We start from the raw sequence: 19,723 nt of genomic DNA on the forward strand, positions 1-19,723 counted from the left end.
GGAGTGTAGCGCGTTACGGCGGTCCGTCGGACGCACGCAGCAGGACGGGCGCGGCGAAATGCTCCTCGCGCCAATCGTCGGACAACTCGATCGCCTGCGGCGGGCACGATGAGGCGCATCCGCCGCAGCCGGTGCACGCTTCGAGCTGCAGGTGCAACGCGACGCTTCCGTCCGCTTCGATCGTGCGGGTGATCGCCTCGGTCGGGCAGACGTTCGAGCACACCGGGCAGAAGATGCACGAGGCGTCCACGAGGGGCGCCTTCCAGCGCACCTGGACGTCTTGCGCGGGAGTGGGCTTGAGGGCGCGGCGGCGCCACAGCCAATCGGCGGGAACGCGCTCCTCGGGCGCGGACCAATCGACGAAGGGAAGCGGCTTGTCGGGCACGAGGTCTTTGGCAACGCCCGCCGCCGAGCGCAGCAGCGTTCCGAACATGCCTCGCCGCGTCACGCGCTCTCCACGGTTCTCTGCGCCGCCTTCCACGCCGCGCCGAATCGTGACGTTCGCGAGGCGGCCCGTCGCTTCCCGCAACGATTGCGCCGCGTCCACGACCTCGGCGAGCTTGACGGGCACGAGGTCGCTGCCAAGGTCGCAAGTGGCGCAGTCACCGTGCACGAGTTCGAGCGGCTTGTCCCACGCGCCCGCCGCGACGATGACGCTCGCCGTGACGCGAGCGAGGCAAGGAACGGTCTTGCCGCCCTCGCTCGTTCGCGAACACACGAGCTTCGCGTCTTCCTCCTGCGTGCGAATCGCCGTCAAGTTGGCCGTGACGTCGAACTCCAAAGCGCCCGTCGGGCACGACTGCACGCACAAACCACAGCTCGTGCACTTGCGCTCGTCGATCTCGACCTTCCCGTCGACCGTGATGGCGTCGTGCGGGCACACGGTCGCGCACACGTCGCATCCCCCGACGCTCATGCGTTCCACGAGGCAGCGCGGTCCCGTGTAGCGCGGCACAGGATTTCCGTAGTCGCCCATGATCTTGAGGAAGGAATCGAACATGCGGCGTTCAGTCTAGAGCGCCCCGCGCGGGACGATGGTCATGTAAGGTCGTAAATCTGGAGGAAGCGGCGCACGCGCGCCTCCAAAGTTGCGAGCGGCGCCACTTCCCCGCACACCCAGTCGGGACGGTAGTTTCGGCAAACGCCGGGGCGAGTCTCGTAGCGGTCGCACAGGCAGTCGGGGCGCAGAAACGCGCACGGCACCCCGAGCGGCTTGTTCAAGGCCGTGATGTCGGGCGCGGCGCAGCACGCGCCGCACGCGGTGCATTCGCGACGCCACGCCGACCTCGGAGCGTACCCGTCGGGCGCGTCGAACAAGCCGCCTTCGTCAGCCACCGAACGCGTCACGGCACAAGTCCCGGTCCGAAGGGAGTTCGCCGTTCGGGGCGAAGTCGAGGCCGGTTTCGCGTTCGATGCCTGCGACGTCCGCCTCGTATTTTGAAAAATCCGAAGTGTTCCGCAAGGCTCGGTTCGGCATCACGAAGGCCCGCGCCTTGTTGTCCTGGCGGTCGATCACGATCTTGTACAGACCGCTCGGCACGGCCACGCGGCTCTCGCCGATCGTGCGCCTCGGTCCGTCGAAGAGCGGTCCCGTGATGACGTAGAGGTCGCCGACGCGTTTCGCGCACGAACGCACGGCCGATTCCAAGCCCGCCCAGATGCCTTGGTTCATGACGCCGTTTTGCGGCACCATGTTCGACAGGTAAAACGACTGCTGCATCTCCGTCGCGTCGTCCGAGAAGTCGGCGGCAGGCGCCATGTGGCCACGATCGAATCCACTTCCCCGGTAATCCGTCAGTTCGGCGCGCTCGCCTGACGACAAGTCCGGATCGGGCTCGAAGTCGTCGTTGCGCGGCACGGCGCCGTTCGCGTCGCCTTCCTTGAGGTGCTCGGCGACGTACAACGGCACTTTGAGGTCCGGGTCGTGCAGCGTCGCGTATCCTTGACGGCACAAGAACCGCGCGTTGTCTCCCTCGCCCGTCGCGCTCGGCTGACCGAAGGCGAACTTGTCGCCGCACACGCCGCTTTGGCTTCCACCTCCAGTCCCGCCTCCGCCGCCGCCTCCGTTCGGAGCGGCGGTCGGGAAGAAGGCGCGCCACAGCAGCACGAGCACCACGACGAGCAAGGCGGAAAGGGCGGAGGTGCGGCGTTGATTCATGTTCGCAGCATAGCGAACGAGCGAGAAGTCCGCGTCGATTCAAGACCTGAAGGTTCTCAAGAGGAGGTGGTAGACACCGCCGCGCTTTTCACGCCACGCGACCGTCACGGTTCCGCTCGCGTCCACCCCGACGCTCGGCGTGCGAGCGTCCGCCGCGAAGTCGGCGTTCACCGAGCCGACGCTCAGAAGCCTCCACGACGCGCCTGTCCAGCGTTTCACGTACACGCGGGCCGCCTCGGGCGTGCCTTCCGACCACGCGACGACCGGGCGGCCGAGGCCGTCGAGGGCGAGCGACGGCGCTTCGGCGGCGCGCTCGGCGTTCACGTTCAATCCGCCGCCGAGCGCTTGCCACGCGCTTCCCGTCCACCGCTTCACGAACAGGGTGTCGTAACCGCCGTGGTCCTCCAGCCAAGAGACGACGGGCCGGTCGTGAACGTCGAGCTTCAAGGCGGGCGCGAACGTGAACGTGTTCGGGCGGACGTTGAGGTTGCCGCCGAGACGCTCCCAACGGCCGCCGTTCCAGCGCTTGACGCGCACGTCGCTCGCCGCGACGTTTCCTTCCAGCCACGCCACGACGACTCGGCCGTCACGCGTCATGGCGGCGCTCGGCGCGTAAGCGTAGCGTGCGGGGTCGTCGCTGAAATTCGGCGACACGATCCACGAGCCGTTATGCCACGATCGTACGCGCAGCACGGTGCCCGTTCCTTTGCGGACGATGTCGCCCGACGCGAAGATCGGCTCGCCGTTCCACGCGGTGAGACCGCGCGCTTTCGCCGCGAGCGTGAGGTCTTGGCTGATGCGGCGCTCGGGCCAGTTCGTCCACGCCGAACCCGTCCACGCTCGAAATTGTTGCGTGTCGGCGTGCGCGAAGTTCTCGTTCCAAGCGAGAACCGGATTGCCGCTTTGATCCAGCGCGAGATCGAGATCCGTCGCCGTGCGCGCGGCGAGGTAATTCAAGTTCGCGCCGAGGTTTCGCCACGCCCCGTTCTCGAAGCGCTTCACGAATGTTGCGCGTTCTTGATCGTCGCCCGATCGCCGAGTGTCTTCCTGCCAAGCGAGCACGACGCGACCTTGTCCGTCCACGGCGAGCTTCACGGCGGTCACGCTTCGCGCGGCGTCGCGGTTCATGACGTACGCGACCGACGGCTCGCCGCCACCTCCGGCGAGTGCGAGGGTGATCGCCCCCGCACCCAGGGGCGCTATGAATCGCTTGAACATGAGCCAGGGTAACAAGAAAACGAGCCCCTCTCCCACCGGGGAAAGGAGCCGCGGCGAGCAAACGTCTTACGGCAACTCGAACCGCGTCGCGAGGGCCTTCACGTCCGCCTTCACCGTCTCGGCGTCTTCGCCTTTCAAGGCGCGGTCGATGAGGTCGGCGATCTTGTCCATCTCCGCTTCCTTCATTCCGCGCGTCGTGACGGCGGGCGTTCCGATGCGGATGCCGCCTCCGTGCAAAATCTTCTCGGTGTCGTACGGAAGGGTGCTCTTCGAGATGGTGATGTGCACGGCGTCGAGGAGCTTCGTCGCCTTCGTGCCGTTGAGGCCCAGGGGGCGAAGGTCGAGGACGAAGAGGTGGTTGTCCGTGCCGCCCGACACGACGCGGTATCCGCGCGATAGGAACGCCGCGACCATCGCTTGAGCGTTCTTGATGACTTGCGCGGAGTACTCCTTGAACTCGGGTTGGAGGGCCTCGAAGAACGCGACGGCCTTTCCGGCGATGACGTGTTCCAGCGGGCCGCCTTGGGTCCCCGGGAAGACCATGCGGTCGATCTTCGCGCCGATCTCGGGGTCGCGCGAGAGAATGAGGCCGCTTCGAGGTCCGCGCAAGGTCTTGTGGGTCGTCGTCGTGACGACGTCCGCGTGCGGCACCGGGCTCGGGTGGAGGCCCGCCGCGACGAGGCCCGCGATGTGCGCGATGTCGGCCATGAGGAGCGCCCCGACTTCGTCCGCGATTTCACGGAAGGCGGCGAAGTCGATCGTGCGCGAGTACGCGCTCGCGCCCGCGATGATCATCTTCGGCTGGTGCTCGCGGGCGAGGCGGCGCACCGTGTCCATGTCCAGGGTCTCCGTCTCGGGGTCGACTTGGTAACCCACGATTTCGAAGTTCTGCCCTGAGAAATTCACGGGGCTGCCGTGCGTGAGGTGACCGCCGTGGCTGAGGTCCATACCGAGGACCTTGTCGCCCTTTTGCAGCAAGGCGAAGTACACGGCGAGGTTCGCCGAGCTGCCCGAGTGCGGCTGCACGTTCGCCCAAGCGGCGCCGAACAGTTCCTTGGCCCGCTCGATGGCGAGGCGCTCCACCTCGTCCACGACCTCGCAGCCGCCGTACCAGCGCTTGCCAGGGTAGCCCTCGGCGTACTTGTTGGTGAGGACTGATCCGACGGCTTCACGCACGGCGGCCGACGTGAAGTTCTCGGACGCGATGAGCTCCAAGCCTTCGAATTGACGTTGGCGCTCACGATCGACGAGGGCGAACAGTTGCGAGTCACGGATCAAGGTCTGAGTCATGATGAAGCCCTCCGAAGGCGAAACTTCGAGTAGTCTACCGCGCCGCTTCAAACGGTGGGCGCAGCCGTCCGAGCGCACGGCCGAGCATCGAGCACGGCGTCGGGAACTTGCGCCAGGGCCTTGAGCACCACCTCGACGCCCGCGCCCGGCTTGTGCGCTTCCTCGCTCAACACGCGCTTCCAACCGCGCGCGCCCGGCTGTCCCGCGAAGAGGCCGAGAATATGGCGGGTGACGCGCGAGAGGTACACGTCCTGCGCCAGCATGTCCTCGAGGTACGGCAGCAGCCTCGTGACGACGTCCCGGCGAGTCGGGGCCGGGGTGTCCTCGCCGAAGATCGTCGCGTCGGCGAGGGCGAGCACGAAGGGATTCGAGTACGCCTCTCGTCCGATCATCACGCCGTCCGCCCACGTCAAGTGCTCTCGCGCGGCTTCCAGCGACTTCACGCCACCGTTGAGGACGATCGTGAGATGCGAGAAGTCCGCCTTGAGTTGCCGCACGACCTCGTAGCGCAGCGGCGGAATTTCGCGGTTCTCCTTCGGCGACAAGCCCGAGAGCCACGCTTTGCGGGCGTGCACGATGAACGTGTCGCAGCCTGCGCCCGAGACCGTTGCCACGAAGGTCGCGAGGTGCTCGTAGGAATCGAGGTCGTCGATGCCGACGCGGTGCTTCACCGTCACCGGCAAGCTCGTCGCGGCGCGCATGGCGTCCACGCACGCCGCGACGAGATCGGGTTTGGCCATGAGGCAAGCGCCGAACATTCCGCTCTGCACGCGGTCCGACGGACAGCCGACGTTGAGGTTCACCTCGTCGTACCCCCACGCCTGCGCGATTCGGGCGCACTTCGCGAGCGCTTCGGGGTCGCTGCCGCCGAGTTGCAATGCCACGGGATGCTCTTGCGGCGAGAAGTCGAGATGCCGACCTTGGTCGCCGTGCAAAATCGCGCCCGTCGTGACCATCTCGGTGTACAGCAACGTGCGCTTGGTGACGAGGCGCAAGAAGGAGCGGTCGTGACGGTCCGTCCAATCCATCATCGGCGCGACGGACAAGGTGTGGGGCGGGCGAAGCGCGGACATCAGACGAGCAGTTTAGCGGCTCGGCGCGACGCCGAACGAGAAGACGGTCACTTCCGCGAGACGACGAGTAGTCCCGCCAAGATGAGGGCGCTTCCGAGCATCACCCTCGGCGTGATCTGCTCTTTGAGAAGCAGCCAGGCGAGAATCACCGCGACGATGAAGCTGCCCTTGTCGATCAAGGCGATGGTGGACACCTCGCCGAGCTTGAGCGCGCGGTAGTAAAACACCCACGACACCGCCGTCGTCACGCCCGAGAGGGCCAGCCACAGGTAATTCGTGCGGGTCAGCAACGAGAAGTCCTGCCTTGGCACGGCGAACAAGGAGAACAGCACGACGAACACGAAGACGAAGATCGTGCGGATCGTGAGGCCGAGCTCGCCCGAGATGCCCGTCAAGCCCTGCTTGGCGACGACGGACGTGAAGCCCGCGAAGAGCATCGAGATGAACGCGTACAGCACCCAGTTCGGCATGAGGCATCGTAACGTGCGGTGTGTACACTCGGCTCAAGGAGGAGTCATGAACGCCATCTTGACGGCCCTGCTGACCGTTTCCGTTTCCACTTTCGCGCTCGCCGCGAACACCCACGCGTACACCTCACTCGAAGCCAAAGACTGCCGTAACCTCGTCACGAACACGTCGTATACGGGGTACGTTCGCGACGACTGCGGCGGCCTCGGCGGTTACCGTCTTCTCGTCGAGGAAGGCGACCTTCGGCAAAACGTCGTCGTGGTGCGCGGCAAGACCAGCACGTCCCTCGACTTGTGGACGATCGTGAGCTCGTCTTTCTCGACGTTGGGACCTCGCGCCGAGTGGCGCCTCGGCGGCGGCGTGCCGACCGCGCTGATCGTGCGCTACAACGCTTCCGAGAACTCCGCCGATCCTAAGAGGATCACGTCGTACCTCGCGGTCGTCAAGCTTGGCGCGAAGCCTTGCGTCGTCGCGAAGGTCGCTCCCGGGCCGCGGCAGAACGAACTCGCCCGTCAAGCCGCCGACACCGCGTCGACACGACGATGCTTGTCGCCTTCGTGACGCGTGTCAGTCGCCCGCGACGACTTCGAGGTTCGGCTTCAAAAGTTCTTCGACGTCCGGGTACTTGATGACTTGGAAGTACGAGTTGCGCTGCGCCGGGGTGAAGCCCGCGTCGACCGCGATGCGGACGAGTTCGCGCACCGTGGCGCTGTAACGGCCGTGCCCGCCCGCCGCCGAAACGACGTTTTCCTCCAGCATCGTCGAGCCGAGGTCGTTCGCGCCGTAAAAGAGCGCCGTCTGGGCGACCTTGAAGCCTTGAGCGGGCCACGACGTTTGAATGTTCGGCTGGTTGTCGAGCGCGATGCGGGCCACGGCAATCTGCTGCAGATACTCGTGCGCGGTCGCGCCGGGCGCCTTGCCAGCGAGGCGGGTGTTGGCGGTTTGCAAGGACCACATCGCGAAGCCCGCGAAGCCGTTGCCGTAGTCGCGCAGCGCCTTGTCCTGCTGATCGCGGATCTTAAGGAGGTGCGAGGCGCGCTGCTCGTACGTCTCGCCGAAGCCGATGACCATCGTGGAGATGGTGTACAAGCCCTTGGCCTGCGCGACGTCGAGGATGCGGAACCAATCGGCGCTCTTGATGCGCGCGGGCGCGGCCTTGGCCCGCACGTCGTCTTCCAAGATCTCACCGCCCGCGCCGGGCAGACCGTCGAGGCCCGCTTCGATCAGCAGGTCGAGGATGCGGGGAGCGTCCATGCCGAAGAACTTCTCGAAGCCGAGAATCTCCTCCGGGCTGAACGCCTCGATTCGAATCGTGGGGTGGTGACGCTTGATGTGGCGCAGCAACTCGGTGTAGTAGTCAAACGGCAAGTTCGGGTTGACGCCGCCTTGCATGAGGATGCGCGTGCCGCCGACCGCTTCGAGCTCACGAATCTTGTGGGAGATCTGCTCGTAGTCGAGAACGTACGCGTCCTTCTGGCGGTCGGTGCGGTAAAAAGCGCAGAAGTTGCACGCGACGTTGCAGACGTTCGAGTAGTTGATGTTGCGGTCGATGAGGAAGGTCACGACGTTCGGGTCGGTGCGCCTGAGACGCAATTCGTGCGCGACGGCGGCCACGTCGGGCAGGGGCAGGGTGTACAGGCGGGCGATCTCGGCATGGGAGAGTCGCTCGCCCGCGAGGGCCTTGTCGAGGAGGGCTTGGCCGTTCGTCGCGCTCATGGACGGAGTCTAGCACCGGGTCGAGGGGGTATTTATCCCGCTCGTGACGATTCGCTCAAAGCGGTCAAAGCGGCGCGCAAGTCGTTTGGAAGCGGCGTCGGACGGCGCGTCTCGCGGTCCACGTACACGTGGACGAAGTGACCGAAGGCCGAGACGACGTCCTCCTCCGCTCGAAAAAGACCGATCTCGTAGCGAACGCTCGACGTCCCGAGCTTCGCGACGCGCAAGCCCGCCGTCACGACCTCTGGAAAGGCGAGCGGCGCGAAGTATCGGCAGCCCGTTTCGACGACCAGCCCGATCACGCCTGCACCGCGAAGGTCGAGCACGCCTCGCTCGATGAGGTACGCGTTCACGACGGTGTCGAAGTACGAGTAGTAAACGACGTTGTTGACGTGCCCGTACACGTCGTTGTCCATCCATCGAGTCGGGACGGCGCGCAAAAGTGGAAAGTCACGGCGGGTGTGTTCGCGCTCGTTCACAGCGAGGCTCGCAAGATCGCTTCGAGGTCACCGTCCGACACGCGCTTCGGAGCGACGTCCAAGAGACGTCGCTGCTTCGAGGCGCCCTTCACGAGTTCGGGGAGATCCGCCTCTTCGTACCCGAGTTCGCGCAAGGAGGCGGGAGCGCCGACGTCGCGCATGAGCGCGAGCAGGGCGTTCGGCAAGGCGTTGCTTCCCTGCTCGGCGGCGCCGAGCAGGCGCGCGGCCTCTTCGTGCCGAGCGGGGTCCGCGTCGTACGTCCAGCGAAACGCGGCGGGCGCCGTCACGATGACGGAAAATCCGTGGGGCACGAACGCGGTGTCGTATCCGAGCGCGTGGTACGCGTGCTTCAAGCCCGCGATGGGGTAGGCGCAGGCATGCGGAACGTGCACGCCCGCCGAACCGAACCCGACGCCCGCCATCGTCGCGCCGAGCATCATGAAGCCGCGCGCCTCCAAATCGTTCGGGTCGTGCACGGCGCGGCGGAGATACCGTCCGCCGAACTCGATGGCGCGGCTCGACCAGACGTCCGCGACGGGATTGCTGCCTTGATAAGGCGGGCGGTCGTCGGGCGTATCGGGTTTCGATCTGGAGGTGTAGGGACGCGCCAGAAAGGACTCGATCGCGTGGCAGACGACGTCGAGTCCGGCGGACGCCGTCACGGCCGCAGGCACGCCGCGCGTGAGCTCGGGGTCCACGAGGGCCAGCGTGGGCCGCAGATACCGATGGGAGATGCCGCTCTTCACGCCGAGGTGGGGCAAGTCGAGAATTGCCACGGTCGTCGCCTCGGACCCCGATCCGGACGTCGTGGGAATAGCGAGGAGCGGCTTCAGGGAAGTCGGCGGCTTGCGTCCCGCGCCGATCGGCGCGTTGACGTAGTCCATGACGCTGCCGCCGTGCGTGAACAGGAGGTTCGCGACCTTGGCGGTGTCGATCGTGGAGCCGCCCCCGAGGGCGACGAAGCTGTCCGGTTCGGCGGCCGCCGCGGCCACGGCCGCCTCCTTCATGGACTCGGCCGTCGGCTCGACGCGTACGCGGTCGAAGAGGACCGTCTCGACGCCCTCGCGGGCGAGGTCGCCTCGCAGACGCTCGGTGATTTCCCCGAGCTTCGGGTCGGCCACGAGAAACGCGCGTTTCGCCCCGAGGCGCTTCAATTCCCACGCGGCGTCGTTCACGGCGCCCGGCCCGAACTTGAAGGGCGTCGCCTCGACGGTGAACAGTGTCTCGGAATCGATCGGCTCGGAATGCGTCAAGGCTGCACCTCGATCACGAGGACGGTCGCCGCGCCGATCGGCGTCAGGGTGCGCGGAATTCCCGCTTCGACGCGGCACGCTTCTTGAGAGCGCAAGTGCGCGAAGTTCGCGTACGGAAGATCCACGATAACGCGCCCCGCGAGGCACACGTACCAGCACGCGCGCGGTTCGTCCGGGCGCTCGTCGGCGAGATGCAGCACGCGCAACGTCCCGCCCGACGCCGGAAGTTCGAGCGCGCCGCTTTCCGACGCGCTCGCGAGCCGCCCGAGATGGAGCGACTGGGGTCTGACGATGGTCATGCCCCAGTGTAAGCGAAAACGAAACGGTTGTGAAAAGTTACGCTTGAGTTCAAGCGGCCCTTCCACCGCGCGCCGCTTGGTTGAGCTTCTTCGACGCCTGGAGGTTCATGCCCTTGGCCTGCTTCACGTCCAAGCCGAGCTCTGCGGCGACATCCTCGACTTTGCGCTTCTCCTCGCGCACGGCCGTCACGAGCCGACGCTCGGTGTCGCTGAGGACGTTCACGTGCCGCTTCAAGACGTCCCAGCCGATCGCTGCCTTGTCGGCCGACACTGCCTTCGCCGTGGAGGCCGCTTTGGTCGGCGCGGCCTTCTTGGCGCTCGCGGGCTTCCTGACGGACGTCTTTGCCGCGCTCTTCGGGCTGGCCGACGTCTTCTTCGCGGCGCTCGTCCTGGGCGCGACGGTCTTGGCGACGCTCGACTTCGCCGTCGCCGACTTGGCGGGCGCCTTCTTCGCCGTCTTGCGCGCCGGCTTGCCCTTCGGCGGCTTGCCGCGCTCCACGAGCAGCGCGAGGGCTTCCTCGGCGGTCAGGGTGTTCGGATCGTCGTCCTTGCGCAAGGTGGCGTTCACGCTGCCGTCGGTGAGGTACATGCCGTAACGCCCGCTTCGCAACTCGATGGCGTCACGGTCGTCGAACTCGAACTTCTTCAGCGGTCCGCTCGCCGCGCCGCCACGTCGTCCGAAAGCGCGCGGCTGCATAAAGAGAGCTTCCGCTTGCGACAACGTCACGGTGAACAACTCGTTCGGCGCGGCGAGGCTGCGGCTGTCGTTGCCACGTTTGAGATACGGACCGTAACGCCCGTTGTGCGCCCAGATCTCCTCGCCTTCGGACGTGCCGACGAAGCGCGGCAAGCTCAACAGTTGCAACGCGCGGTTCAAGGTCAAGGTGTTCAGATCGTCGCCGGGCAGCAGCGACGCCGTCTTCGACGGCGTGTTGCCCTCGCCGAGTTGCACGTAAGGCCCGAAGCGACCCGCGCGCGCAATGACGGGAAGGCCGGTGTTCGGGTCTTCGCCCAGCGACCGCTCACCGCTCGGTCGGCCCAGCAGTTCCTCGGCCTTCTCGGGCGTGAGCTCGTCGGGCGACAGGTCCTCGGGTAAATTCGCCTTCGTCTCAGCGCGCTGCAAGTACGGCCCGAAGCGGCCCACGCGCACCTCGATGTCCGTGCCCGACAACTTCGGCACCTCGATCGTCGCGATTTCGCGCGCGTCGATTTCCGACAAGCGGTCGTTCACGAGCGTCTTGAGACCCAACCCGGCGTTCTCACCGAAGTAGAAGCCGCGCAGATACGGCGCGCGTCGCTGGCGCCCTCCGGCGATGTCGTCGAGGTCCTCTTCCATGCGGGCCGTGAAGTCGTAGTCCACGAGGCGCCCGAAGTGGTGTTCGAGAAGAGCCGACGTCGCGAATGCCGTCCATGTCGGCACGAGCGCTTGGCCTTTCTTCTGGGCGTACCCTCGGTCCTGAATCGTCCCGAGAATCGAGGCGTACGTCGACGGGCGCCCGATGCCCGCCGCTTCGAGGGCTTGAACGAGGGACGCCTCGGTGTAGCGCGCGGGCGCTTGTGTCGCGTGCGAAAGCGCCTTGAGGTCGCGCGCCGTCACGCGGTCGCCCGCCTTCAAGGCGGGCAGCAGCACCTCGCGGTCTTCGAGCGCGGCATCCGGGTCGTCGCTGCCTTCCACGTACGCCCGCAGGAAGCCGGGGAAATCGATGGCCTTGCCCGACGCGGCGAAGATCACGGCGCGACCGTCCGTCGCCGTGCCGCCCAGCCGCACTTGCAAACGCCGTCCTTTCGCATCCGCCATCTGCGACGCGACCGTGCGCTTCCAAATGAGGTCGTACAAGCGCCACTCGTCACCCGAGAGCTCGCCGCGCAGGCTCTCGGGCGTGCGAAAGGCGCTTCCGGCGGGGCGAATCGCTTCGTGCGCTTCCTGGGCGTTCTTCGCTTTCTTGTCGTACGTGCGCGGCACGGGATGCAAGAAGGCTTCGCCGTACATGGCCCGCACCTGCTTACGAGCGGCGTCCATGGCCTCTTTGGACAAGGTCGTGGAGTCCGTGCGCATGTACGTGATGTAGCCGCCCTCGTACAACTTCTGCGCGGCCCGCATCGTCCGCGACGCCGAGAAGCCCATCTTGCGACTGCCTTCCTGCTGCAGAGTGGACGTGATGAACGGCGGATAGGGCCGCTGCGTGAACGGTTTTTGCTCGGCGGACAGCACCGCGAACGGCTGGCCGCGCAACCCTTCCGCGAGCGAGCGCGCCCCCTCCTCGTTCAGCAGCAACGCCTCCGAGCCTTTCTTGAGCTGCCCCGTCACGGCGTCGAAGTCCTTGCCGGAAGCGAGGCGCTTGCCTTCCACTTCCACGAGCACCGCCGGAAAACGCTCGGGCGTCGCCGTTTCGAATCGCCCGTCGACGTCCCACCACGTTCCCGACACGAAGCGCATTCGTTCGCGCTCGCGCTCCACGAGCATGCGCGTCGCCACACTTTGCACGCGGCCCGCGCTGAGCTTCGGTGCGACCTTCTTCCAAAGCACCGGGCTGACCTCGTAGCCGTACAAGCGGTCGAGGGCGCGCCGCGCTTCTTGCGCTTCCACGAGGTTCTCGTCGATGGTACGAGGATTCTCGATCGCGTTTTGGATGGCTTCCTTCGTGATTTCGTGAAAGACCATGCGCCGCACGGGCACCTTGGGCCTGAGTTCTTGCAGCAGGTGCCAAGCGATGCTTTCGCCTTCGCGGTCGTCGTCCGTCGCGAGAATTACCTCGTCGGCGTCTTTCACGAGCGCCTTCAACTTCGCGACTTGCCCTTTCTTCTCGTTCGAGACGACGTAGAGGGCCTTGAAGTCGTCGTCGGGATCGATCCCGAGGCGCGCCCAGGCCTGCCCGCGGTACTTCTCGGGAATCTCGGCCGCGCTCTTCGGAAGGTCGCGAATGTGCCCGATAGACGACTCCACGACGTACCCGCGACCGAGGTACTTCCCGATGGTCTTGGCCTTTGCGGGCGATTCGACGATGACGAGGGTCTTGGGCATGATCTTGCGCGTGAGGTTAGCACAAAACATACGGCGAGCAACGAGGCTGAAGCGACAAGCCTCACGAACGATCAAGCTCGAGGAGCGTGAGAAGGTTAGAGCTTTCCTTTACTTCTCAGTATTCTTCGCAGCGGGCTTCATGCGCCGACGTGAAAATAACGTATGTCGAAACGACTGCGCGCCCTCACGGCGCTCCTGACCGCGTTCCTCCTCGTTCCCATCGCCAGCGCGCAAACGGCGCCCTCCGTCGCCCAAGCTCGACAAGGCGGCGCCACCACGACCACGCCGCGCGTCGGCGCCGACGTTTTCGATAAGACGCGCTCCGCCGCGTTCCGCATCGAGGGCGACAACGGCGTCGGCACGGGCTTCTTCATCAGCAACGACGGCTTTGCCCTCACCGCCTACCACGTCGTCTTCGATGCCAAGAATCCCAAGGCGATCACCGTCGACAAGAAAGAGTACGCCTTCGACGTCATCGGCTTCGACGACTACAACGACGTCGCCTTGCTGAAGGTCAAGGTGACGGGCAACGTTCCGTTCCTGCCGCTCGCCAAGGCCTCGCCCAAGGTCGGAGACGCCGTTCTCGGCGTCGGCAACGGCGGCGGCTCGTTCCTCACGGCGAAGTACGGCAACTTGCAGGCGCTCGGCGTCGACGCGGGCCGCGCCGACTTTCCGAACGGCACCCTGGAGATGACGGCGCCCCTCATTCCCGGGGACAGCGGCGGCCCGATCATCAACGCGAACGGCGAAGCGGTCGGCATCACGAGCTACATTCGTGCCACCGATCGCAGTTCTTGGCGGTCTTACGCGGTGCCCATGACAGAGGCAAGCGTCTTGCTTCGCGACCTTCGCTCGGGCGTGAAGCGTGACGCGCCCGTGCTTGGCATTCAATGGGTCGGTTACGACCTGCAAGATGCCGCCTACGCGCAGTACGGCCTCGGCAAGCGCCCCGGCGTCATCGTCGCCGCCGTCACGAAGGGTGGGCCCGCCGAGCAAGCGGGTCTGCGAAGCGCGTCGGGAACTTCACGCACCACCATCAAGGCGGACGTCATCGTGGAAGTCGCGGGCAAGGCCACGCCCACCTGGGACGACCTCATCAACGTCGTGCGCAGCAAAAAGATCGGCGACCTCATTCCCGTGACGGTGCAGCGCGGTGATGAAACGGTCGTGCTCAACTTGCGTCTCGGCTCGCGCGCGCAACTGTTCGGCGCCGTCAATCCCTGAACCTTCACGTGGAGACACCCGGAAAACGTTTTCCGGGTGTCTCTTTTCGTTCGAGTGCTCAGCGCACGTACGTCAGCCAGTGATCGTACTTCTCGTTCTTGCCCGTGACGATGTCGAGGTACCGGCGTCGAATCTCCAAGGACACCTCGCCCGCCTTGCCCGTCCCGATCGGGCGGAAGTCGATCGAGCCGATGGGCGTCACCTCGGCGGCCGTTCCCGTCATGAACACCTCGTCGGCGGTGTAGAGCTCGTCGCGCGTCGCCATGACCGGAACGACGTCGAAGCCCATGTCCCTGGCGACATGGAAGATCGTGTCGCGCGTGATGCCGATCAAGGTGACGGAATGCGCGATGGCGTGCAGCTTGCCGCCCTTGAGGAAGAAGATGTTTTCGCCCGAGCCCTCGGCGACGTAACCTTGCGCGTCGAGGAGAACCGCTTCGTCGAAGCCCGCGCTCACGGCGTCCGCCTTCGCGAGGCTCGAATTCACGTAGTTGCCGCCCGCCTTGCTCTTCGTCGGCATGACGTTGCCCGGCGAGCGCACCCACGAGGACGTCACGAGTTTGGCACCTTCACGCACCGCGTCCTCGCCGAGGTACGCGCCCCACTTCCACGCGGCGACCATCATTTCGACAGGGCACGGAAGCGGATTCACGCCGAGGGTCGCGCCTCCGCGAAAGACCAGAGGGCGGATGTAGCACTCGTCGTAGGCGTTTTCGCGAATGACGGCCTTGATCGCCTCGTTGATTTCGTCGGGCGTGTACGGAACGGGCATGCGCAAGATGAGCGCGGAGTGAATGAGGCGCTCGGTGTGCTCGTCGAGTCGAAACACGGCGGGACCGCGATCGGTCTTGTAGGCGCGGATGCCCTCGAAGACGCTGCTGCCGTAGTGCAGAGCGTGCGAGAGGACGCTGACCTTCGCTTCCTCTTGCGGCACGAGTTGCCCGTTGAACCAGATCTTGCCCGCTTGAATGCCCTTGTCGCCGCCCGCCGTCTTGGGGGCCGTGGTCGTCTGCGTCATGAAAACCTCCTCGGGTGCGTACGGTGGTCGCCGAACGAGCGTTCGGATCACGAGCAGTCTACACCCACCTTTCGAGCCTTCGCGCCACCTTCAGAAAGCCTTCAAGGACCGTGCTACGATTCGAGAAATGCGCTCGCAAGGCAGTGCTCCCGGGGCCGTTCCCCTCCTCGTCCTTCTCGTGCTCGGCGCGGTGTTGATGTTGGCGGGCGCGGCGAGCGTCGATCGCCCGTACCCGACCTTGCTCGTCTTGGGAGCGGCTCAGTACAACGGGCATCCCTCGCCCGCGTTCGAGCGGCGCTTGCGGCACGCCTTGGACTTGTACCGAGCGGGCGGAGTGAAGCGCATCGTCGTATCGGGCGGCGTGGGAAAAGGTGACCGGTTCAGCGAAGGCGCCGTCGGCGTGAAGTTCTTGCGGTCCCAGGGAGTACCCGAGCGTGTCCTGATCGCCGAGACGCGCAGCCGCTCCACTCTGGAGAACTTGCGCAACTCCAAGCCGTACCTGACGGGCGCCGTGACGCTCGTGACGGACGAAGTGCACGCGACGCGCGCCCTCGCCCTCGCGAAAGCCGTCGGCTTGAAGGCCAACGTGTCCACCGTGAAGCTCGCGAGCACGGGCAAAGCCGCCGAGGCGTACCGACAACGCGAGAGGATGCTTCTTCTCGCGTACACCCTGCTCGGCGTGATCGACGAGGAACGCTGATTTTCAGCGCCGCAGCAGTCGGCGCGTGACGCCCGAGACTTCCGGCACCCGCAAGGCCACGGCCAACCCGAGGTACGCGGCCAGCCCGATCGCGCTCGCCACGCCGAAGCCGAGAGCGCCCGGCACGGGACGACCCGGCTGAGGCAAGACACGCGTCACCGCCCACGCGATCAAACCCGCCACGAGCGCCAACGGAAGCACGCGCGCCAGATAGGCGAACAGTTGCTTCAAGGGAAAGCCGAGTTGCGCGCGGTACATCGCCGTGAGCGCCACGCACGTCGCGATTCCCATGATGGTGCTCGCGACGCCGAACCCCGCGAGGCCCAAACGCTGCGCGGGCGTCAGCAACGCGTACAAGCCGACTTCGCACACGAACGACACGGCCGAGATCGCCACGGCCTCACGCGTCTTCTCACGGGCGTAGAACGTGCGTAGCAAGATCGTGTTGATGCCCCACGGCACGAGCGCGAGCGACCACGTCGAGAGGATCAGGCTGCCCGCGCGGAATTTGTCGCCCGTCGCGTCGCCGGAGAACATCAAGACGCTCACCGCGTACGGCGCCAGCACGCACAACAGCGCGGAGATGGGCGCGCTGAGAAACACCACCGAGCGAATCGTGGACAACGTCAACGCTCGAAACGTCTTCCAGTCGCCCTCGGCGCGCAACGCGGCGAAGCGCGGAAAAATCGCGAGGGCCGGAGACATCACGAACAGGCCCATGCTCATCTGGAAGATCGTCTCGGCGTTCGCGTAGCCCGTGATCGTGCCGCGCGGAAACTGAGAGCTCGACAAGAAGTTGGTGACGACGAGATTCAAGAACTGCCGCGCGCCCGCCGTGAGGGTGAACGGCACCATGTTCACGAGCACGCGCCGCAGCGCCCTGTGCCCTCTGAGGCTCGGCCTCGGCAAGAGGCCGTACTTGCGCAACGCCGGGATCTGGATGAGCAATTGCGCCACGCCGCCCACGATCCATCCGACCGCCAGCCACGTCGCCGAGTGCGGCAAGACGAGGAGCATGGCGATCGTGGCGATGTTGAACGCGATCGGACCGAAGCTCGATTCGCGAAAGTGCTCGTCGGCGTTGAGAATTCCCATCGCGATCGCGTAGAGGCTCACGAGCATCAAGAACGGCATGACGAGGCGCGTCATGTACACGACGGTGTCGCGGTCCACGTTCGGCTTCGCCGACAACAGGAGATCGGCGAGCAACGGCGCCGCCAAGACACCGAACGCCAACAGCAGCAAGTTCACGGCGATCAGCACGCCCGTCACGGCGCCCGCCAACTTGCGGCGATCCGCGTCCGGCAAGCTCTTGTACACCGGAATAAACGAGTTCACGAGCGCGCCCTCGGCGAGCAACTCGCGCAAGAGGTTCGGCACGCGCGACGCGACGAGAAACGCGTCCGTGAGGGCGGGCGGAAAGGTGTTGATGACGCCTTGCCGTACCAGACCCGAGAGCCGCGAGCCGAGCGTGCCGAGCATGACGATGATCGTGTTTCGCGCCGCCGATTTGCGCGGAGGCTTCGAATCGAAGGTGATGTCGATGATCGGGAGCGAGGCGGGCGAATCGGACGACGAGCGCACGGCTTACTTTAGTGCATCGCGCCCTTCGCCGGGTGCTTGTCAACGAGAACGAAGCATGCTACATTCCGGGACGCAGACCCATGCCTCTGCGGAGAGGTGCCAGAGCGGTTGAATGGGTCGGTCTCGAAAACCGAAGTACGGGCAACTGTACCGTGGGTTCGAATCCCACCCTCTCCGCCAAGCGAAGCCGAACCGAAAGGTTCGGCTTTCTTCATGCCCCGACCGTAGATGTTTTCCCAAGATCGGGGCCGCAATCCACAGGATTCATCGACACGGCGTGCCAACAATGACCTCGTACGGCACTGTGCCGGAAAGGAGTCCACGTGGCATTCCTCGTTCCCTTGTCGGATCTCATGCGTGAACGCGACGAACTCAGGACCGACCACCTCGACCATCCCATGGGCCATCCCCTCTACGTCATCGGTGGCGCGAACGTCGGGAAGGTCCACGACGTCCTCGTCGACCCTTCGGGCGGGCACGTGCGGTACCTCGTCGTGCGCAGCGGCTCCATGTTGCATCACAAGGACCTCCTCGTCCCCGTCGGATTGGCGCGCATCGAGGACGACGCCGTCTATCTCGAGGCTCTCACGCGAGAGCAGTTCCTCGATCTGCGTCCCTACACGCCCGGAGAAGCGCTCGAAGGGCCGGGAGACGCCCGAGGACCCACCGCGCCCTCGTCTTCGTACACGAATCCGAACTTTCCCTCGCCGACCACTGCGCCCACGCCCCTCCCAGCGACCGCGAGCGAGGACTTGTTCCGCACGCCTGAGCGACTGCGCCTCCTCGAGGAACGCCTCGTCGTCGACAAGCGACGCGTGCCGATCGGCAGCGTGGAGGTCGGAAAGCACGTCGAAACCCGAAGCGAGCACGTCTCCGTTCCCCTGACGCGCGAAGTCGTGGAGATTCGCCGTCATCCCGTCGAGGACGAACGTCGAGCCGACGGCGTCGGAATCGGACAAGGAAGTGCCACCCTGCGCGTCGACGTGGAAGCGGAACGGGCCGCCGTTCACAAGCGTGCCTTCATGACCGAGGAGGTCGAAGTCGGAAAGCGTGCCGTCGTCGAGACGCACACGGTGACCGAGACCGTCGGACGCGAAGTGCTCGACGTGAAGCACATCGAAGCGAGCGACGACCGCACTCCGCTTGGCATTCGAGCGCAGAACTTCGACTCGCCGACGGAAAATCCCGACGGCACGGCCGTTCTCTTCACCTCGGAGCGCCGCGCCTCCGAGTGGCCACGTGCCCTCGTGCTCGCCGTCCCGATCCTCGCGGCGGGCGGCGCCCTCTTCCTGCTGAACCGCCGACGCCAGTCGGCCAACATCGCGAACGGAGACACCGCCATGACGAACACCGACCACGGAACTCCCATCGTTGCCACGACCGAGCGTCCCGTCGATGCCCACCTCGAAGTTCACGAGATGCACGACGCGCGAGAAGTGGCGCGTGACGCCGCACGAGACCTTGTCTCGGACGCCCGCGAGGCATCCACTGCTATCACCGAGCAACGCTCGCGCGACGTGAGCGACGTGATCGGGCAGGAACTGAGGCGCGAGCTGCCGCCACTCGTGGCGGCCGTGACGACCGAGATGAAGCGTTTGCTGTCCACGCACGAGCGCGACGTGACGTCGCGACTCGAGCGACAAGAAGCGCGGCTCGTGGAGCTCGACGAGCGCTTGTCGCACGTCAAGGTTCACCTGTCTGCTCGGCCACGTGGCGGTTCGTTCCCTGTCGGCCTCGCGCTCCTCGCGGTCGGAAGCTACTTCCTGTGGCGCCAGCCCCAGCTTCGAGAACGCCTGCAATCGCTCGTCGCCCGACGCTCTCAAGACGCCGCCAAGAGCGAGAAGCAAGAGGCGACGGAGATCACGAACGAACGGCCCGCGTTCCTCACGCCCAGTCCGATGGACGACCTGCGCAACGAGTTCATCGAAGCAGGCAACACCGTCCGCAAGAACGTCAGCAATGCCCACGGCGCTCGCGGCGTCTTCGACGACCTCGGCGACGACTCGGTCGCTGACGGCACGCCCGGTGAAACTGCGCTTCGCCGAACGAACGACGACGTTCGACGCGAGCCTCGCGACAAACGCTGAGCGCCGCAAGGTCGCCCACGAGGGGAAGGCGTAGGTCACGCCTTCCCCTCGTTCATTTGGCGGATGCATCCCGGCCACGTCTCCCCTACCCTGGACGCATGCGCCAAGAAGCCGTGCTTTGAGCCGTGAAGTGT

18 protein-coding genes and 1 tRNA gene are annotated in these 19,723 nt (G+C 65.7%); 5 read left to right on the plus strand and 14 right to left on the minus strand.

Going from position 1 to position 19,723, the window contains the following annotated elements:
* Positions 1-13: 13 nt before the first annotated feature.
* From DES52_RS13930 to DES52_RS13960, 7 genes are all read right to left on the minus strand, one after another.
* Positions 14-1,000 (minus strand): 4Fe-4S binding protein, encoded by a 987-nt coding sequence (locus DES52_RS13930; RefSeq protein ID WP_110887441.1) that lies wholly within the window; start codon positions 998-1,000, stop codon positions 14-16.
* 38 nt (positions 1,001-1,038) lie between these two features.
* The gene (locus DES52_RS13935) at positions 1,039-1,335 is read right to left on the minus strand and encodes a YkgJ family cysteine cluster protein (protein ID WP_245901003.1); all 297 of its coding nucleotides are present in this window, start codon (positions 1,333-1,335) and stop codon (positions 1,039-1,041) included.
* On the minus strand, positions 1,328-2,158 hold the full coding sequence (locus tag DES52_RS13940; RefSeq protein WP_110887443.1) for a DNA/RNA non-specific endonuclease: 831 nt from the start codon (positions 2,156-2,158) through the stop codon (positions 1,328-1,330). The genes DES52_RS13935 and DES52_RS13940 overlap by 8 nt, the downstream gene beginning before the upstream one ends.
* Positions 2,159-2,197: 39 nt before the next feature.
* Positions 2,198-3,376, minus strand: a complete 1,179-nt coding sequence (locus DES52_RS13945; protein ID WP_110887444.1) for a hypothetical protein — start codon at positions 3,374-3,376, stop codon at positions 2,198-2,200.
* A 66-nt stretch (positions 3,377-3,442) separates the two neighbouring features.
* Positions 3,443-4,666 carry a serine hydroxymethyltransferase gene (glyA, locus tag DES52_RS13950; protein ID WP_110887445.1) on the minus strand — a complete coding sequence of 408 codons (1,224 nt, stop codon included), beginning with the start codon at positions 4,664-4,666 and terminating at the stop codon, positions 3,443-3,445.
* Positions 4,667-4,713: 47 nt separating this feature from the next.
* Positions 4,714-5,739, minus strand: coding sequence for a tRNA dihydrouridine(20/20a) synthase DusA (gene dusA, locus DES52_RS13955; protein WP_110887446.1), 1,026 nt, complete (start codon positions 5,737-5,739; stop codon positions 4,714-4,716).
* A 47-nt stretch (positions 5,740-5,786) separates the two neighbouring features.
* Complete coding sequence (locus DES52_RS13960; RefSeq protein ID WP_110887447.1) at positions 5,787-6,209, minus strand: EamA family transporter; 423 nt, start codon at positions 6,207-6,209, stop codon at positions 5,787-5,789.
* Between the two features lie 46 nt (positions 6,210-6,255).
* Here DES52_RS13960 and DES52_RS13965 point away from each other — a divergent pair, with 46 nt between their 5' ends.
* Positions 6,256-6,768 carry a hypothetical protein gene (locus DES52_RS13965; RefSeq protein ID WP_110887448.1) on the plus strand — a complete coding sequence of 171 codons (513 nt, stop codon included), beginning with the start codon at positions 6,256-6,258 and terminating at the stop codon, positions 6,766-6,768.
* Between the two features lie 6 nt (positions 6,769-6,774).
* On the opposite strand, the gene mqnC is transcribed toward DES52_RS13965, so the two are convergent.
* From mqnC to topA, 5 genes are read right to left on the minus strand one after another with little or no spacing between them, the layout of a single operon-like run.
* A complete protein-coding gene (gene mqnC / locus DES52_RS13970; RefSeq protein WP_110887449.1) occupies positions 6,775-7,923 on the minus strand; it encodes a cyclic dehypoxanthinyl futalosine synthase in 1,149 nt (382 codons plus the stop codon).
* A gap of 32 nt (positions 7,924-7,955) precedes the next feature.
* Positions 7,956-8,402, minus strand: coding sequence for an acyl-CoA thioesterase (locus DES52_RS13975; RefSeq protein ID WP_245901004.1), 447 nt, complete (start codon positions 8,400-8,402; stop codon positions 7,956-7,958).
* Positions 8,399-9,655: a hydroxyacid-oxoacid transhydrogenase gene (locus DES52_RS13980; RefSeq protein ID WP_110887450.1), complete on the minus strand. Its 1,257-nt coding sequence runs from the start codon at positions 9,653-9,655 to the stop codon at positions 8,399-8,401. The genes DES52_RS13975 and DES52_RS13980 overlap by 4 nt, the downstream gene beginning before the upstream one ends.
* Positions 9,652-9,954 (minus strand): hypothetical protein, encoded by a 303-nt coding sequence (locus tag DES52_RS13985; protein WP_110887570.1) that lies wholly within the window; start codon positions 9,952-9,954, stop codon positions 9,652-9,654. Before DES52_RS13985 ends, DES52_RS13980 begins: the two co-directional genes overlap by 4 nt.
* A gap of 49 nt (positions 9,955-10,003) precedes the next feature.
* Entirely contained in the window at positions 10,004-12,976 is a 2,973-nt protein-coding gene (gene topA, locus DES52_RS13990; protein WP_110887571.1) for a type I DNA topoisomerase, read from the minus strand.
* 162 nt (positions 12,977-13,138) lie between these two features.
* Here topA and DES52_RS13995 point away from each other — a divergent pair, with 162 nt between their 5' ends.
* The gene (locus tag DES52_RS13995) at positions 13,139-14,200 is read left to right on the plus strand and encodes a S1C family serine protease (RefSeq protein WP_110887451.1); all 1,062 of its coding nucleotides are present in this window, start codon (positions 13,139-13,141) and stop codon (positions 14,198-14,200) included.
* A 58-nt stretch (positions 14,201-14,258) separates the two neighbouring features.
* Here DES52_RS13995 and DES52_RS14000 read toward each other — a convergent pair whose 3' ends face one another.
* Entirely contained in the window at positions 14,259-15,218 is a 960-nt protein-coding gene (locus tag DES52_RS14000) for a branched-chain amino acid transaminase (RefSeq protein ID WP_110887452.1), read from the minus strand.
* A 127-nt stretch (positions 15,219-15,345) separates the two neighbouring features.
* Between DES52_RS14000 and DES52_RS14005 the strand changes: the two genes are divergently transcribed.
* A complete protein-coding gene (locus tag DES52_RS14005; RefSeq protein ID WP_110887453.1) occupies positions 15,346-15,918 on the plus strand; it encodes a YdcF family protein in 573 nt (190 codons plus the stop codon).
* A 3-nt stretch (positions 15,919-15,921) separates the two neighbouring features.
* Here the strand turns inward: DES52_RS14005 and murJ are convergent, their stop codons facing one another.
* A complete protein-coding gene (murJ, locus tag DES52_RS14010; RefSeq protein WP_342767084.1) occupies positions 15,922-17,502 on the minus strand; it encodes a murein biosynthesis integral membrane protein MurJ in 1,581 nt (526 codons plus the stop codon).
* A 90-nt stretch (positions 17,503-17,592) separates the two neighbouring features.
* Between murJ and DES52_RS14015 the strand changes: the two genes are divergently transcribed.
* Both DES52_RS14015 and DES52_RS14020 read left to right on the plus strand, forming a co-directional pair.
* A tRNA-Ser gene (locus tag DES52_RS14015) sits at positions 17,593-17,682 on the plus strand.
* A 143-nt stretch (positions 17,683-17,825) separates the two neighbouring features.
* Positions 17,826-19,589 (plus strand): PRC and DUF2382 domain-containing protein, encoded by a 1,764-nt coding sequence (locus tag DES52_RS14020; RefSeq protein ID WP_110887454.1) that lies wholly within the window; start codon positions 17,826-17,828, stop codon positions 19,587-19,589.
* The last annotated feature ends 134 nt before the right edge of the window (positions 19,590-19,723 follow it).

It is taken from the genome of Deinococcus yavapaiensis KR-236, from assembly GCF_003217515.1.
In the GTDB taxonomy this organism is placed as follows: Bacteria; Deinococcota; Deinococci; order Deinococcales; family Deinococcaceae; genus Deinococcus_A; species Deinococcus_A yavapaiensis.